Origin of the sequence: Aliarcobacter butzleri (assembly GCF_900187115.1) — a bacterium.
GTDB lineage: Bacteria > Campylobacterota > Campylobacteria > Campylobacterales > Arcobacteraceae > Aliarcobacter > Aliarcobacter butzleri.
This window is the reverse complement of record NZ_LT906455.1, coordinates 24,309-38,127: the sequence shown is the minus strand read 5'-3', so window position 1 is coordinate 38,127 and position 13,819 is coordinate 24,309. Positions and strand designations below refer to the sequence as shown.

Below are 13,819 nucleotides of genomic sequence, written 5' to 3'. Positions count from 1 at the left end.
TTTTTTTTGGTAAAATATCTACTTTATTAAAAAAGGAATAAAAATGCACAAACTTTTATTATCACTACTTTTAGGTTCAACTCTTAGCTTTGCTTCAATGGTAAATGGTGTAGCAATACTAGTAAATGAAGAGCCTATTACGCTTTATGACATAGAAAGAACTATGGTTGTAAACAAAATACCTAAAAATGAAGCCGTTAGTTATCTAATAGACAAAATTTTGTACGACCAATTAGTTCAAGAGTATAATATCACAGCTGATATTTTTGAAGTAAATGACTATATTGAGAAACTTGCAAACTCAAATGGTATGGATATTTATGCTTTTAAAGCTATTATAAAACAAGAATATCCTGATTATTCTGTTTTTGAAAATGAAGCAAAAAATACTGTAATTAGACAAAAACTTGTTCAAAAACTTGTAAAAGGTCAATTAGCTATTGCAACTGATGAAGATATGCAATTATATTATGAGAAAAATAGAAATAAATATCTTACAGCAAAAACTTTTGATGTAACACAATATAGTTCTACAAGTAAAGAAGCTTTAATGGAAGTTGCAAAAAATCCAATAATTATTCCAAGTGAAGTACAAAGAACTTCTCTAAAATTAAATACAGAAGATATTCAAGCTCAGTTACAATATTTATTAAATGGAACAAAAGTAAATTCATTTACACCAATATTTACAGCTAATAAACAATATGTAACTTTCTTTATAACAAAAAAAGAGGGAACTGCACCTCTTTCTTATGAAAGTGTTAAAGCTAGAATCTTTAATGATATTATGATGAATAGAGAGCAAAAATATCTTAAAGATTATTTTGAAAAACAAAAATTAATAGCAGATATAAAAGTAATTAGATAAAGGGAATATATGTCGAGTATGTTTGAAGTAATAATTGGATTAGAGGTTCACGCACAATTAAATACAAAAAGTAAACTATTTTGTTCATGTGCGACAAGTTTTGGTGAAAAACCAAATACAAATGTTTGTCCTACTTGTTTAGGATTGCCTGGAGCTCTTCCTGTATTAAATAAAGAAGCTGTTCATAAAGCTATTATGCTTGGAACTGCTTTAAAATCAAAAATTAATCAAAAATCAATTTTTAATAGAAAAAACTACTTCTATCCAGACTTACCAAGTGGTTATCAAATATCTCAATTTGAGGTACCAGTTGTTGGTCTTGGAGAATTGACTATTGACTTTCCAGATGGAAGACAAAAAACTATTGGTGTTACAAGAGCGCATTTAGAAAATGATGCTGGAAAAAATATTCATAGTGGAAATGTTTCTCAAGTTGATTTAAATAGAGCTGGAACTCCTTTACTTGAAATAGTAAGTGAACCTGATATGAGAAGTGCGGAAGAGGCTATTTTATATCTAAAAAAACTTCACTCAATAGTAAGATATTTAGGTATTAGTGATGCAAATATGCAAGAGGGAAGTTTTAGATGTGACGTGAATGTTTCTATTCGACCAAAAGGTGATACAAACTTATATACACGATGCGAAATCAAAAATATGAACTCATTTAGATTTATTGAAAAAGCTATTCATTATGAAGTAAATAGACATATTGAAGCTTGGGAAGATGGTGTTCACTCAACTGAGATTGTTCAAGAAACTAGACTATTTGATCCAAATACAGGTGAAACAAGAAGTATGAGAGGAAAAGAAGATGCGGCTGATTATAGATATTTTCCAGACCCAGATTTACTTCCTTTAATCATCACAAATGAGATGATAAATGAATATTCAAAAATTCCTGAACTTCCAGATGAGAAAAAAGATAGATTTGTAAAAGAGTATGGAATAAAAGAGTACGATGCTTCTGTTATTACATCATCACTTGAAATGGCAAACTACTTTGATGAAATGATGAAAGAAGGAATTAGTGCTAAAAATGCTGTTACATGGCTTACTGTTGAACTTCAAGGAAGATTAAAAGAGGGTGTTACTATTGAACAATCTTCAATTGAAGCAAAAACTTTAGCAACTTTAGTAAAAAGAATAGAAGATAATACAATCTCTGGAAAAGCAGCAAAAGAAGTTTTAGACTATTTAATGGAAAATAGCTCAAGTGTTGATGAAGCTATTGAGAAATTAGGTTTAAAACAAGTAAGTGATGATGGAGCTTTATTAACTATTATTGATGAAATTTTAAATGCAAATCAAGACAAAGTAGCTGAGTATAAAGCTGGTAAAGAAAAAATGTTTGCATTTTTTGTTGGACAAACAATGAAAGCATCAAAAGGTACAGCAAATCCAAATAGAGTAAATGATTTATTAAAAGAAAGATTATCTTAAAATGCAAAATAATTCTATTGCAGTTATTGGTGCAGGAAAATGGGGACAAGCGCTTCATTTTGCACTAAGCCAAAAACAAAAATGTTATATAACTTCAAGAACTAAAAGAGAACTTGACAATTTTGTTGATTTAGAAACTGCAATGGATTGTGAATATTTAGTTATTGCTATTCCAGCACAAGAGATAAGAACTTGGTTAAAAGAGAACTTTATATTTAAAGGACAAAAAATACTTGTAGCTTCAAAAGGAATAGAAGCCTCAAGTGGTGAATTTTTAAATGAAATTTATGCCTCATTTGTTCCAGATGAAAACATAGGATTTATATCTGGTCCCTCATTTGCAGCTGAAGTGATAAAAGGGTTACCTTGTGCATTGGTAATAAACTCTACATCAAAAAATTTATATGACTTATTTCAACCATTTTTTCCTAATTTTATCAAAACTTATTATAGTAAAGATGTTATAGGAGCGGAAATAGCAGGAGCTTATAAAAATGTTTTAGCAATTGCAAGTGGAATTTGTGAAGGATTACAACTTGGTAAAAATGCCCAAGCTTCACTAATTGCAAGAGGACTTGTAGAAATGCAAAGATTTGGGAAACATTTTGGTGCTAAAAAATCATCTTTTTTAGGATTAAGTGGAGCTGGTGATCTATTTTTAACTGCAAACTCTACTATGAGTAGAAACTTTAGAGTAGGGCTTGGACTATCACAAAATAAAAAATTAGAAGATATCTTAGAAGAACTAGGAGAAGTTGCAGAAGGTGTAAAAACTGCTGATGCAATAGATAAACTTTCAAAAAAATATAAAATCTACACACCAATAGCAAATGAGGTAAAACTCATACTAAATGGTAAAAATCCTAAAGATAGTTTAAAAGATTTACTTAAAAATTAATCTATCTTTTTTTATGGTTATCTCCCCAAAGATAAAGCTGTTTTATAATCGGTTTTAAGCTTTTTCCATATTCAGTTAAAGAATACTCAACTTTTGGAGGAACAACTGGATAAACTTCTCTATGAACTATTCCATCATTTTCTAACTCTCTTAATTTTTGTATTAACATCTTTTGAGTAGCTTTTGGCAATAATTTTTGTAATTCATTAAATCTTTTTTTCTCATCTTTTAAATACCAAATTATCAATATCTTCCACTTTCCTGCTAATACGTCAAGAGCCGTTTCTACAGGGCATTTAAACTCAGTATTTATATTATCTTGGTTTATTTTTTTAGTCATATTTCGCTCCAAAAGTATCTTTTTAGTAAGTACATTTCTTAAAAGATAGTTCTTGCTATTGTAAAACATTTTAGCTAAAGTTTCATACAAAGTAAAACAAAGGAGAGATTGTGAAAGCTTTCGTAGTTGATAAAATAACAGATGATAAGTTTATTTGTGATGTGAGAGATATAGCTAAACCAAAGTGCGAAAAAGATGAGATTATTATAAAAGCTACTTATTCTTGTTTAAATTATAAAGATGCCCTAAGTTCAATTGGACATCCTGGAGTTACAAGAAATTTCCCACATATCACTGGAGTTGATGTAGCAGGAACAGTTTTTGAATCAAATTCTACAATATTTAAAGTTGGTGAAAGAGTAATAGTTACTGGTTATGATTTAGGAATGAACAGTGATGGTGGACATAGTGAATATGTAAAAGTTAAAGCTTCTTGGGTAGCTAGAATCCCTGATTGTATTAGTGATAAAGATATAATGATATATGGAACAGCAGGGCTTACAGCTGCACTTAGTATAAATGAATTAATATCAAATGATATATCACCAGAATCAGGAGATATTTTGGTAACAGGTGCAACAGGAGGAGTTGGTTCTATTGCTGTATCTATCCTAAATAAATTGGGTTACAATGTAGTTGCACTTTCAGGAAAAGAAGAAAAAACTAACTACTTAAAAAGTATTGGTGCAAATGAAGTAATTTTTAGAAATGAATTTCTTGAGAATATCAAGAAACCCTTATTAAAAGAGAAATATGCTGGTGTTGTGGATACTGTCGGTGGAGATATTCTTGCTCAAGCACTAAAACAAGTAAAATATGATGGAGTGGTTACTTGTTGTGGTCTTACAGCATCTTATGAGTTAAATACAAATGTTTATCCATTTATTTTAAGAGGTGTTAGATTAATAGGAATTGATTCAGTTGAGTGTAAACTATCAAAAAACAATTGATTTGGGAAAAACTAGCATCTACTTGGAAAATAGATAACTTAAAAGAGATTACAACAGAAATTACTTTAAATGAGATAAAAGAAGTTTGTCAGAAACTACTTTCAGGAGAAGTAACTGGAAGATATATAGTAAAAATAGAATCGTAGATTATTTAATCTACTTCTATTTCACCATTTTCAACTTGTTTACTATAAGTTGTTTCATTTCCATTTTTTAAGATTCTTGCTTGCTCAACCCATTGGTTATTTCTTACATGGAATGGTAACTCTAAAAAGCCTTCTATCCATTCTACATTTTTATTTGTCCAATTTGCTATTTGTTCATAATGAAAAATCCCTAAATTATATAAGTTTTTCTCAATTTGAGAATTAATACCTTTTATTTTTTTGAAATTATCTATTTTACTTGATGAACTTAAAACCATTGGTTTATAGTCTAAGGATGAAGTTTTATTAAAAATAGGATTTATTCTAAATCTAACTTTTTTATTTTCCATCGATTCTTCATTATCAGTTTTAATAGTCTTAATCTCATTTCTTTTCTTTCCTATTAAATAACCAATAAAAATACCTATAACCAAAGCAATAACTAAATTAGTAACTATAAATGGGGCAATTTCAAACACGTACTACTCTCCTATAATAAATTCCACCCTACGATTAATTTCCGACAATCCATTTTCATCATCTTTTGCAATAGGAAACTCTTCTCCATAACCAATTGCTTTAATTCTAGTCTCGTTTACGCCACTATTTACTAGAATATTTTTTACACTATTTGCTCTATCTTGAGAAATTTGTTTATTTAAAGCAGCTTCACCTCTTGAATCTGTATGTCCTGCTACTTCAACTTTAAAATTTGGATTTTCATTTAAAATTTTTGCAATTTCTTTTATAGTATTTTGTGATTGTTCTGTTGGGATAGAACTTTTTCTCTCAAAACTTATTTTTCTATCTTTTAAAATATTGTTTATTAGTAACTGTATTTCAGGTAATTTCAAAGTTTCATTTTTGATAACTTCTTCATTACTATTTTCATTTTGTTGATTATTTATTGGATTATCTTCAGGAATTGAAATTTCTGTTTTTAGGATTATATTCTTGCTTTTTTGTAAAATAATTGTATCAATAAGATTTTTATACATTTTATTTTTTAATTCACCAGAAAGTAGTATTTCATTATTTATAACTGATATTTTTGAGTTATCTGCAAAAAAATCTTTAAATGGTACGATTAAAAGGAAAATTGTTTCTAATACTCCTTTATCAACTACAACATTGTTTTGATATGTTAAAGTGCCTTCTTTATTTATTCCTAATGCTTGAATAACATCTTGAGCAACTTTTTGATTTTCAAAAGTACCACTTAGTTCTATAGAATTATCGATTTTTGTTATAGTAAAATCTGAAGGTTTGTACTCAGTTTTATTGAATAAATTAAAGCTACTTTTATTTTCAAAATAGATATTGCTACCGCTTTTATCTTTAAAATACTCATCATAATTGAAAGTAAAAATAGATATGAAATTTAAAAGTAAAAATATGAATAATAATAAAATAATCTTACCAGAAATTGACATAAATAAAAACCTCAGTATAAATTATTTTATTATATCATAATTATAAAAATTTTGTTAAAAATTATTTTAAAACTTCTATCCAAAAGTATTTATTTGCGCTTCCTTTTTCCACAGGCTTCCATCCATAAGTTATAGAGTGCAAGTATAAAATATTATTTAAAAGTTTAAAAGTTAACTCTTTATTTGAGTTTTCACCTAAAATTATTGAAAATATTACATAAATATGATTATCATCGTTATCAATTTTGTAAGAAAAATTGTCTAAATTTTCTAACTCATTTTCTAAAAAATCTTTTACTCTTGAAATTGGCATTAGTTATTCCTTTTTATTATATTTTTAAATCCCAGTTATCTGTAAAAATATGCTCTTCTAATTTTGCTTTTATATTATCTGGAATTTTTATAGCTATTTTTGAATCAAAATCATAATGAATCAAAACTGTTTTTGAAGATGTACATAAAACACCTTTTTGATAAACTGCGTGTTTTAGCTCAAAAGATGAGTTTCCTATCTTTGAAACAGCCGTTTTTACGATAACTTCTTCACCCCAAAAAACCTCTTTTAAAAAGTCGTTTGAACTGTGAGCCATAACTAAACACCATTTTTTTATATTTAAATTTGGTAAAAATAGCTTATATATTGGCTCTCTTGCTGCTTCAAACCAAACTCCATAAGTATTGTTATTTATATGTCCTAAAGCATCTGTTTCGCTAAATCTTGGCATTATATTTTGTGTTAACATTATTTCTCTCCAATCAAAAGAAATAAGTTTAACAAAATGAGTTTAGAGAAAAGTTAATTACTGTTTACTTTCTTTTAATTCATTATATTTGTCTAAAATCTTCTCATTTTTTCCAAAAGCTTTTTTATCATATTCAATTAATACATCAAATAAAAGATTAGAATTGACATCTTTATCATCTATGTATAAATGTTCGAATAATTCATATTTTTCAACATATTCTTTATATTGTGTAAAATCTTTATATGCAACAATATTAACAGCTAAAGCTTTTAATATTTCATTATCAAGTATTGCTCGAACCATATTAGTAAAAAATTTTGCATCAAAATTATTTTTAATGCATTGAATATCTATAAACTTTAATAACTGATAAAGTACCATAAAATAATTCTTTACAGCATTATTATGCTCATTTGTATATCTGAAATTATCTATCAACTCATTCTTATTCGCATCTTTTAATACTCCACCAACATCATTTATACGATTAGATTGATAATTCAAAATAGAGATAATCCCGTGTGAATTATAACAGTTATCTAACATTTTATTATGTTGTTCAAATAACTTAAAAAAAGTATTTTCAAACATTTGTAATTTTGTTGCTTGATTTTGAAGTTTTAAAGATTCACTTTGTTCTTCTTGTGCAATTCTTGACTTTTCTAACTCTTCTTTAGTTGCTAACAATTCCTTTCTAGATACTTTTAATGTTTCTGATTGTAAATAAACAGTATATAACAATGTTAGAAAAGCGAAAAAAGCAAATATAGGATTTAGTGTTCCTCCAAAGAAATCTCCAAGTTGACCATATTCTCCAATTTCTTTTGGTAAAACAGATATAACTCCACTTGCAAAACTTATAGCAATTACTATAATTACAACAGCAAAAATAGCAAAAAAGATTAATAGATATTTCATATTTAATTCCTAAAAAGAGATTTTATGATTTTTATTTTTGTTAAGGTCAAGGCGGTGATTGGATTTTAGAGAGGAGCTTACTAAAGTAAGTGAGTCCTTAAAATACGAGCGCCAACGCAGAGATTGCCAAAAAGAAAGATTAGAAAATCTTCTTTTTTTAAAAGTCATCGAAGTCTATCGAACCTTTTGAGTAGTTTACAACATTCCCTTCAAAGAAATTCGTTCTTTGGTCATTGAAAGATGCATAACCATCAACCCATGGAATTGGATGTTTTACTCCATATTCTGCTTTATATCCAACAGCTTCAAGTCTTCTATCTGCTAAATACTCAATATATTGTCTAATAATTCCATCTGTAAATCCTAGAATTTGTCCTTGAGTGATATATGCTCCCCAAGAAGCTTCTAAATCAACAGCTTTTCTAAACATCGCTCTAACTGTCTCTTCTAATTCACTAGTAAATAAATCTGGTCTTTCTTTTCTTACACTATTTATCATGTTTTGGAAAAGTAAAAGGTGGGTTACTTCATCTCTTTGAATAAATCTAATCATTTGAGAACTTCCAAGCATTTTTCCTGATTTTCCAAGAGCATAAATAGCTGCAAATCCTGCATAGAAATATAAACCTTCTAAAATTTGATTAGCAAATAGTGCTAAAACTATTTTTCTATCATCTATATCACCTGAAAGATTTTTATAAACTTCTGCAATGTATGTATTTTTTTCTCTTAATTTTGCGTCATTTTTCCACATATCATAAATCAAATCTGTGTTATCAGAAATTGATTCAACCATAACAGCATAAGATTTACTATGGTTTGCCTCTTCGTAAGATTGTCTTGCTAAACAAGCATTTATTTCCGGAGCAGTAATATAAGGATTTATGTTATCCATTAGATTATTTGTTTGTAATGAATCCATAAAGATAAGTTGAGATAAAACTAAATCATACATTCTTTTTTCAGCAGGTGTTAAAAACTTATAATCTTTTGCATCACCTGTCATTTGAACTTCTCTTGGAAACCAAGTATTTGCTTCCATTGTATCCCAAAGATTTAAAGCCCATTGATATTTCATTCTAGTAAAATTGATCATTCCATCACTATTTCCACCAAAAACTCTTCTATCGTTTAAGCTCTCTTTAGAATCAGGGTTATAATTAGTTTTTCTTTCCATTTTAAGCCTTCTTTGCCATAAATTTTACATAATATCCGAAAATACGGAATTCAATTTTTAATAAACTGTTTTTAAAATCTTTTTTTTGCAGTGCCATAATAATTGTCCTAAAATAACTTAACTTTTAAATTACTGACAACCTGCACACTCCATACTTCTATCTTCTACATCATTTTTTGCTTCTGGACTTTGGCTTCTTAAATAGTAAGTCGATTTAAGTCCTAATTTCCAAGCTAATGTATAAATTTCATGCAAATATTTTCCACTTGCTTTATCTAAACTCATAAAAATATTTGTTGATTGCCCTTGGTCAATCCATTTTTGTCTAATTGCTGCTGCTTTGATAACTTGTAATTGGTCAATTTCAAATGCAGGTGTATAATAAGCCCATGTTTCTGGACTTAATCTTGGAACAACAACTGGAATTAATCCTGATAAGTTCTCTTCAAACCATTTTCTTTTATAAACTGGTTCTATTGCTTGTGTAGTTCCTACAAGAATCGAAATAGAAGAAGTTGGAGCAATAGCCATTAGATAACCATTTCTCATACCATCTTTTTTAACTTTTTCTCTTAATACATCCCAATCATAACTTGTATCAAATAAATCTTTATCTACAAGTGCATTAACAGCTTGAGGAGCTAAATCATGAGGCATAATACCTTTACTCCATTTTGAACCTTCAAATGTAGGATATACACCTTTTTCACTTGCTAAATCTGAACTTGATTTAATTGTGTTATATGAAATTGCTTCCATAATTTGATCAATCTTTTTGAAGTGTTCACTTGAACCCCAAGCTAATTGATGTTGAGCTAACATCTCTGCTTCACCCATAACACCTAAACCAATACTTCTTGATTTTAAGTTTGTTGCTTTTACTTTTCTAAGTGGATAGAAGTTTAAATCTATTACATTATCAAGCATTCTTATAGCAGTTGGAACAACTCTTTCTATGTCTTCTTTTGTATTTATTTTTGATAAATTTATAGAAGCTAGATTACAAACAGCTGTATCTCCATCAATTTTCTCTTTTTCAACAATAAATACTCTTTTACCATTTACACTATCAAGTGCAGAAACTTTATTTGCTTTTTTAGTAACTCCACCATCAACAACTACTAAATCTGATTCTTCATAAGTAGAAACTGTACCATCTTCAAACTCTAATTTGATTTTATAGTGGTTTGGATTTGTATTTTGGAAAATCTCTGTACAAAGATTTGAACTTCTAATATGTCCTACATGAGAGTTTGGATTTGTTCTGTTTGCTGTATCTTTCCAACATAAGAATGGACTTCCAACCTCAAAATATGAAGTTAAGATTTTTTTCCATAAATCTTTTGCTTTCATTCTATCTTTTGTGATAGTTTCATCATTTTCGTAAGCTACATATTTTGCTTTGAACTCATCACCAAATGTTTCACTTAAATCTCTTACTTCATAAGGGTCAAATAAAGTCCAATAAGAGTCTTCCATTACTCTTTCCATAAATAAATCAGAAATCCAAAGAGCAGGGAATAAATCATGCGCTCTTCTTCTTTCTTCTCCAGAGTTTTTCTTTAGATCAACAAAATCAACTATATCCATATGCCAAGGCTCAAGATAAACAGCAATTGCTCCTTTTCTTGTACCTAATTGGTCAACTGCAATAGCTAAATCATTTGTAATTTTTAAAAATGGTACAGTTCCACCAGCAGCACTTTTGTGGTCATCAATAACTCCACCTAAACTTCTGATTTGATTCCAATCCCAACCGATTCCACCACCATATTTAGATAGAAGTGCCATCTCTTTGTAACCATCAAAAATACCTTCGATATTATCAGGACTTGAACCAATGTAACAAGAACTTAATTGATGTCTATTTGTTCTAGCATTTGATAAAGTTGGAGTTGCTAACATAACTTCAAATTTAGAAACTACATCATAAAACTCTTTTGCTTTTGATTGTTTGTCTTTTTCATTTTGAGCTAAAAACATAGCTATTGCCATAAACATTTGTTGTGGTAACTCTATTGGTTCAGCTTTTCTATTTTTTATTAAATATCTATCATATAAAGTTTTTATTCCTAAATAGTTAAATAAAAGGTCTCTTGAAGGGTCAATATATGCATTTAGTTCATCTAAATCATAACCATCTGCAATACTTGGTATTAATCTTCCAGCTTCTATTCCAAATTTTATATAATCTTTTAAATGACAATATGCCTCACCTTTTACACCATGAGTTGCAATTCCTACTCTATGATATAAATCAAATAAAAATAGTCTTGCAGCAACAAATGTCCAATTTGGTACATCAATATCAATTTTTTCTACAGCTGTTTTAATTAAAGCATCTTGAATATCTTTAGAGTGCATACCATCAATAAACTTTATATGTGCATCAAGTTCTAATTCACTTTGACTAACACCTTCTAAGCCTTTTGTTGCTTCCATAGACATTTTTTGGATTTTTGTAATATCTAAAAGTTCTTTACGACCATTTCTTTTTTGAATCATAATTGCCATTTGTTACCCTTTATTTAAAAACTCTTTTGAATATTGCATCAACATTTTTTGTATAATAATCAAAGTTAAAACACTCTCTAATTTGCTCTTCACTCAAAGATGCTCTTAACTCTTCATCACCTAATAAATATTGAAGATATAAAGATTCACCTTTTTCATTTGTTGTTGGTTTCCCTTTTTGAATCTCTTCCCATACTTTCATAGCGTTTCTTTGAACAATTCTATAAGCATCTTCTCTACTTACACCTTGTAATGGAAGCTCAAGTAAAACTCTTTGAGAGAATACTAACCCACCTGTTAAGTTAAGATTTTTCATCATATTTTCAGGCATAACTGTTAAGTTTGCAATTACACTATTCATTCTATGTAACATAAAATCTGTTGTTATAAATGCATCTGGTAACCAAAATCTTTCAGTTGAAGAATGAGAAATATCTCTTTCATGCCAAAGTGCAACATTTTCCATAGCTGGAATTGCATAAGCTCTAATCATTCTTGCAAGTCCAGTTATATTTTCAGTTAAGATTGGATTTCTTTTATGTGGCATAGCTGAACTTCCTTTTTGCCCTTTTGCAAAATACTCTTCAGCTTCATAAACTTCTGTTCTTTGTAAATGTCTTACTTGAACTGCAAACTTTTCAACACTAGATGCTAAAAGTGCTAAAGCAGTTGCAAGTCTTGCATATCTATCTCTATGAATAACTTGATTTGAACATGGTTCTGGTTTAAGTCCAAGCTCAGCCATTGCATACTCTTCAAGTTCAAGTGGTGCATGAGCAAAGTTACCCATAGCTCCAGAGATTTGTCCAACTGCAATAACATCCATAGTCTCTTCAAGATTTTTTAAATGTCTTGCAACTTCATCATACCAAACAGCTAAAGTTAAACCAAAAGTAATAGGTTCACCATGAATACCATGACTTCTTCCAACCATTAAAGTAAATTTATGCTCTAATGCTCTTTTTTTAATAGATTCCATAAGCATTTTTACATCATCAATGATGATTTTTAAAGAATCTCTCATTTGTAGAGCAACACCTGTATCAACCGCATCAGAAGATGTCATACCATAATGAAACCATCTTGATTCTTCACCTAAAGATTCAGAAACACTTGTATTAAATGCAATTAAATCGTGCTTAGTAATAGCTTCGATTTCTTCTATTCTTTCTACGCTGAAAGAGGCATTTTTTACTATTTTTTCGCAATCTTCATCTGGAATAAGTCCAAGTTTGTTCCAAGCTTTTACTGCTGCTTTTTCTACTTCTAGCCAAGCTGCATATCTTGCTTCTTGAGTCCACTTTGAACTCATTTCAACTCTAGCATATCTTTCAACCATAAAAAATCCCTTATAATCATATTTGTATAAATTTTATTATAAAATTGTCGTTATTTTGAACTTGAACTATATCTAATCAGAACAAAATATAAGATAAAAATAGGAAATAAATTTTGGCATTTACACTTAGAAAATATGATGCAATAAAAGGTAAAAAAATACAACTTTTTTTAATACAGAATTTGAAGTTTGACCCTAAAATAGGGCAACGTTTAACTTCAAAAGGAAGAATCTTCGATGAGAATATGAATCAGATAAATGCAGGGGATGAAATCCCAACTGAGCATATTTTTATAGCTGTTTTCGAAGGACAAACAAAAGGTTTAAAACCACTTTTAGAATTTGAAGATTTTGCTATTTTTGATAAACCTACAAATCTTATGGTTCACCCAATTTCAAAAAATACTTCTTACTCTTTACTTGATGAAATCAGATACCACTTTGGTGAAAATGCGAACTTAATTCATAGAATAGATGCAGAAACTTCTGGGCTTGTAATTGTTGGAAAAAATAAAAAGAGTGAAATAGAGTTAAAAGATATGTTTCAAGAAAAAAAGTATCATAAATCATACTTAGCTATTGTTCAAGGAGAAATAAAAGAAGAACTTAAAATAAATAAAGCCCTAGATAGAGAAGGAAAGGCTATTGGTGTAAGAATGAAAGTTTGTACACAAGAAGAGGGTGGAAAAGAATCGATAACAATAATAAAACCAATAATATATGATAAAGAAAAAAATCTAACTTTAGTAGAAGCTCTTCCTCTTACAGGAAGACAACATCAAATAAGAGTTCATCTTCATTCTATGGGACATACAATTTTAGGTGATCCAATTTATGGAGTTGATGATGAAAATGCAGAAAATTATCTAAACAAAACTTTGAGTGAAGAGGATAGATTTAAAGTTACAAAATCATATAGATTGTGGCTTCATGCAAATTATTTAGAGTTTAATTACAAAGATGTAACTTATAAAATATTTTCTAAAAATAGGGATTTGTATAAAGAATTTTTCTAAAATAAAAAAAGGCAAGGATAAAAATCCTTAC

At 28.7% G+C, this 13,819-nt stretch carries 15 protein-coding genes; 6 read left to right on the top strand and 9 right to left on the bottom strand.

What is annotated here, in order from left to right:
• Window positions 1-43: 43 nt before the first annotated feature.
• From CKV87_RS00155 to CKV87_RS00145, 3 genes are read left to right on the top strand one after another with little or no spacing between them, the layout of a single operon-like run.
• A complete protein-coding gene (locus CKV87_RS00155) occupies window positions 44-868 on the top strand; it encodes a peptidylprolyl isomerase (RefSeq protein ID WP_012011949.1) in 825 nt (274 codons plus the stop codon).
• A gap of 18 nt (window positions 869-886) precedes the next feature.
• Entirely contained in the window at window positions 887-2,311 is a 1,425-nt protein-coding gene (gene gatB, locus CKV87_RS00150; RefSeq protein WP_041645034.1) for an Asp-tRNA(Asn)/Glu-tRNA(Gln) amidotransferase subunit GatB, read from the top strand.
• 1 nt (window position 2,312) lies between these two features.
• Window positions 2,313-3,209, top strand: a complete 897-nt coding sequence (locus CKV87_RS00145) for an NAD(P)H-dependent glycerol-3-phosphate dehydrogenase (protein ID WP_012011947.1) — start codon at window positions 2,313-2,315, stop codon at window positions 3,207-3,209.
• A 1-nt stretch (window position 3,210) separates the two neighbouring features.
• On the opposite strand, the gene CKV87_RS00140 is transcribed toward CKV87_RS00145, so the two are convergent.
• The gene (locus CKV87_RS00140) at window positions 3,211-3,549 is read right to left on the bottom strand and encodes a winged helix-turn-helix transcriptional regulator (RefSeq protein ID WP_041644819.1); all 339 of its coding nucleotides are present in this window, start codon (window positions 3,547-3,549) and stop codon (window positions 3,211-3,213) included.
• A 110-nt stretch (window positions 3,550-3,659) separates the two neighbouring features.
• Here CKV87_RS00140 and CKV87_RS00135 point away from each other — a divergent pair, with 110 nt between their 5' ends.
• Together CKV87_RS00135 and CKV87_RS11755 are read left to right on the top strand one after the other, a co-directional pair.
• Entirely contained in the window at window positions 3,660-4,499 is an 840-nt protein-coding gene (locus tag CKV87_RS00135) for a YhdH/YhfP family quinone oxidoreductase (protein WP_228149474.1), read from the top strand.
• Window positions 4,496-4,645 carry a hypothetical protein gene (locus CKV87_RS11755; RefSeq protein WP_228149473.1) on the top strand — a complete coding sequence of 50 codons (150 nt, stop codon included), beginning with the start codon at window positions 4,496-4,498 and terminating at the stop codon, window positions 4,643-4,645. Before CKV87_RS00135 ends, CKV87_RS11755 begins: the two co-directional genes overlap by 4 nt.
• A gap of 5 nt (window positions 4,646-4,650) precedes the next feature.
• Here CKV87_RS11755 and CKV87_RS00130 read toward each other — a convergent pair whose 3' ends face one another.
• The 8 genes from CKV87_RS00130 to purB all read right to left on the bottom strand — a co-directional run bounded on the left by CKV87_RS00130 (window position 4,651) and on the right by purB (window position 12,772).
• Window positions 4,651-5,124 carry a hypothetical protein gene (locus CKV87_RS00130; RefSeq protein WP_012011944.1) on the bottom strand — a complete coding sequence of 158 codons (474 nt, stop codon included), beginning with the start codon at window positions 5,122-5,124 and terminating at the stop codon, window positions 4,651-4,653.
• Window positions 5,125-5,127: 3 nt separating this feature from the next.
• Window positions 5,128-6,078, bottom strand: a complete 951-nt coding sequence (locus tag CKV87_RS00125) for an OmpA family protein (protein WP_012011943.1) — start codon at window positions 6,076-6,078, stop codon at window positions 5,128-5,130.
• A gap of 61 nt (window positions 6,079-6,139) precedes the next feature.
• The gene (locus CKV87_RS00120; protein WP_004510063.1) at window positions 6,140-6,391 is read right to left on the bottom strand and encodes a hypothetical protein; all 252 of its coding nucleotides are present in this window, start codon (window positions 6,389-6,391) and stop codon (window positions 6,140-6,142) included.
• A 16-nt stretch (window positions 6,392-6,407) separates the two neighbouring features.
• Window positions 6,408-6,821, bottom strand: coding sequence for an acyl-CoA thioesterase (locus CKV87_RS00115; protein ID WP_012011942.1), 414 nt, complete (start codon window positions 6,819-6,821; stop codon window positions 6,408-6,410).
• A gap of 57 nt (window positions 6,822-6,878) precedes the next feature.
• Window positions 6,879-7,742, bottom strand: coding sequence for a putative phage abortive infection protein (locus tag CKV87_RS00110; protein WP_012011941.1), 864 nt, complete (start codon window positions 7,740-7,742; stop codon window positions 6,879-6,881).
• A 157-nt stretch (window positions 7,743-7,899) separates the two neighbouring features.
• On the bottom strand, window positions 7,900-8,919 hold the full coding sequence (locus CKV87_RS00105; protein ID WP_012011940.1) for a ribonucleotide-diphosphate reductase subunit beta: 1,020 nt from the start codon (window positions 8,917-8,919) through the stop codon (window positions 7,900-7,902).
• 129 nt (window positions 8,920-9,048) lie between these two features.
• Complete coding sequence (locus tag CKV87_RS00100) at window positions 9,049-11,433, bottom strand: ribonucleoside-diphosphate reductase subunit alpha (RefSeq protein ID WP_012011939.1); 2,385 nt, start codon at window positions 11,431-11,433, stop codon at window positions 9,049-9,051.
• Between the two features lie 10 nt (window positions 11,434-11,443).
• Window positions 11,444-12,772: an adenylosuccinate lyase gene (gene purB, locus CKV87_RS00095; RefSeq protein ID WP_012011938.1), complete on the bottom strand. Its 1,329-nt coding sequence runs from the start codon at window positions 12,770-12,772 to the stop codon at window positions 11,444-11,446.
• Window positions 12,773-12,885: 113 nt separating this feature from the next.
• Here purB and CKV87_RS00090 point away from each other — a divergent pair, with 113 nt between their 5' ends.
• Window positions 12,886-13,788 carry an RluA family pseudouridine synthase gene (locus CKV87_RS00090; RefSeq protein WP_012011937.1) on the top strand — a complete coding sequence of 301 codons (903 nt, stop codon included), beginning with the start codon at window positions 12,886-12,888 and terminating at the stop codon, window positions 13,786-13,788.
• Window positions 13,789-13,819: the final 31 nt, after the last annotated feature.